At 28.5% G+C, this 2712-nt stretch carries 2 protein-coding genes; one reads left to right on the top strand and one right to left on the bottom strand.

Going from position 1 to position 2712, the window contains the following annotated elements:
- Positions 1-380 precede the first annotated feature (380 nt).
- Positions 381-857 carry a Cys-tRNA(Pro) deacylase gene (gene ybaK, locus CLCHR_RS24095; protein WP_079442471.1) on the top strand — a complete coding sequence of 159 codons (477 nt, stop codon included), beginning with the start codon at positions 381-383 and terminating at the stop codon, positions 855-857.
- 375 nt (positions 858-1232) lie between these two features.
- Here ybaK and miaB read toward each other — a convergent pair whose 3' ends face one another.
- Positions 1233-2600: a tRNA (N6-isopentenyl adenosine(37)-C2)-methylthiotransferase MiaB gene (gene miaB, locus CLCHR_RS24090; protein ID WP_079442470.1), complete on the bottom strand. Its 1368-nt coding sequence runs from the start codon at positions 2598-2600 to the stop codon at positions 1233-1235.
- Positions 2601-2712 lie beyond the last annotated feature (112 nt).

Here is a 2712-nt window from a genome sequence, read left to right as displayed (position 1 = left end):
ATTTAATGCATTTCATCTTCATAAACATAGCTTCATATCATTATAAAAATCATGACATTTTATTATGAGTCACTATTACAAATAGTAATAGTTATAGTTTTTTATATTGTTATATATGACTAATAACTCTTTTAGACATATTATTTACACATCGATTCTGACAAAAATATAAATTTGAACGCAAATAATATTAAACAAATCCACATTTGATAAAAACTTGAATCCTCAAACACAAAACTCAGGTTTTACAGATTTTAATACGCCTAGAACAAATCATGATTAAAAATAGCAACACAAATATTATTTTATGATATAATCTAAACAACAGTTAATTAAATGGTGTATTTTCACTTTTCAATTTAAGGAGGACTTTCAAAATTATGATCCAAGGAAAAACTAATGCTATGAGAATTTTAGATAGTAACAAAATCACATATTCAACTCATAGCTACGAAAACAAAGATGGTAAAATAGATGGTGTCGCAGTCGCGCATAAAATAGGAAAAGATGTTAACCAAGTTTTTAAAACTTTAGTGACTCAAGGTCACTCTAAAGACTTTTATGTTTTTGTGATTCCTGTTTCTGAGGAATTAGATATGAAAAAAGCTAGTAAAATCGCACAAGAAAAGAATATAGAAATGATTCAAGTTAAAGATATAAACAAAATCACTGGTTATATTAGAGGTGGCTGTTCCCCACTTGGTATGAAAAAGATATTCAAAACTTTCTTTCAAGAAGATGCTTTGTTATTCGATACAATAATTTTTAGCGGTGGAAAAATTGGCGCACAAATCGAAATTAATCCTAACGATATCACTAAAGTTATAGATTGTTCTTTTGTAGATGTAATTAAGTAGAGAAGGATAAATCCGCCATAATATTGCATACATATGTCATCAAAATAAAACCATCCAAATATTTTCCTTATATACAGAACAAATGTTCTTCGGCGAAAAAAGGCCATTTTTCCTTCATACTCATCTTATCAATTGTATTAACTATGTTTTATCAGTTGATTATCAACACATTAAGCCATTTGCTTATTAAAACATAAGCGTACAGAACATAACGTGTATATTAATATCAACCATTAAAAAATGCTATTTTTATCATATCAGAACATTTGTTCTATTGGCTAATAAAAGAAAAAATAGTCTGTATACTTTTTCGAAGAGTTTAATATAACACTTCCCTACTAAAAAAATATACAGACTATATAAAATTATATTTTTTTATTTTACAACTTCCCCTACTAACGAGAACGAATTGGCTTTAACTATTCTTACATCAACTAGTTCACCTATTAATTCTTTCCCACCTTCAAAATTCACAAGTCTACCATTTCTAGTTCTACCAGTTAATTTTGACTCATCATTTTTGCTATTACCTTCAACTAAAACTTGATACATCTTTCCTTCAGCTTCTTTGTTTCCTTTTGCAATACCCGTATTAACAATCTCGATTAATCTATTGAATCTTTCATGCTTAATCTCGTCAGAAATTTGATTTTCCATTTTATCAGCAGGCGTATGATTTCTTCTTGAATAAATAAAAGTAAATGCTGCATCGTATCGAATTTCCTTAGCCAATTCTAGTGTTTCGCTAAAATCTTCTTCTGTTTCACCTGGAAACCCTACAATTAAATCTGTTGAGAACGTTACATCAGGAATTTGTTTTCTGATTTCTTTAGCTAATTCTAAATATTGTTCTCTAGTATAATGTCTATTCATCTCTTTAAGAACTCTGTTTGATCCACTTTGAACAGGTAAATGGATTTGCTCACAAACTTTATCACAATCTCTTATTGCATAAACAACATCCAAAGTTAAATCTTTAGGATGTGATGTCATAAATCTAATTCTTTCTAGTCCTTCTATCTCATTTACTTTTCTTAAAAGATCAGCAAATGTTATTTTTTCTTCAAGCTCCTTGCCATAAGAGTTAACATTTTGCCCCAAAAGAGTTACTTCTTTGTATCCATTAGCTACCATATCTTTTATTTCGTTAATTATATCATCAGACTTCCTACTTCTTTCTCGCCCTCTAACATACGGCACTATACAATATGTACAAAAATTATTACATCCATACATTATTGTTACAAACCCTTTAATATCACTTTTTCTATCTATAGGAATTCCTTCTACTATTTCAGTTTCTTTATCAATGATTTCTTTAATTTGTACACCTTCAGTTTTAACTCTATTTAAGTACTCAGGAAATTTGTAAGAATTATGAGTACCAAATATTACATTTACATAAGGGAATCTTTTTAATATGTCATCAGCCATTCCTTTCTGCTGCATCATACATCCACATATACCTATAACCAAATCAGGATTTTTTTCTTTTTGTTTCTTTAAAGCTCCAAGATTCCCAAATACTTTGTTCTCTGCATTCTCTCTAACGCAACAAGTATTAAATATGATTATTGATGCCTCATCCCTATTCTCTGTACTTTCATATCCCATTCTCTTAAGCATACCTGAAAGTTTTTCTGAGTCCTCTTCATTCATTTGACAACCATAAGTTTGTATGAAGAAATACTTTGTTTCACCACTAATTTTATCGTTATTTAGTTTTTCTATATCAAAATTCATTATACTTCCTCCGTTTAAATACAATTTCCTTAGTATTATAACAAATAATAATTATAATTAAAAGAGCGTAATTACAACTTAAAATTAAAGGAGCTATATTACATATAAATAT

The organism is Clostridium chromiireducens, assembly GCF_002029255.1.
Taxonomy (GTDB): domain Bacteria; phylum Bacillota; class Clostridia; order Clostridiales; family Clostridiaceae; genus Clostridium; species Clostridium chromiireducens.
This window is presented reverse-complemented; position numbering and strand designations above follow the sequence as displayed.

Coding starts and splice junctions, on each gene's coding strand:
- ybaK (WP_079442471.1), top strand. CDS start 381: ATGATCCAAGGAAAAACTAATGCTATGAGAATTTTAGATAGTAACAAA.
- miaB (WP_079442470.1), bottom strand. CDS start 2,600: ATGAATTTTGATATAGAAAAACTAAATAACGATAAAATTAGTGGTGAA.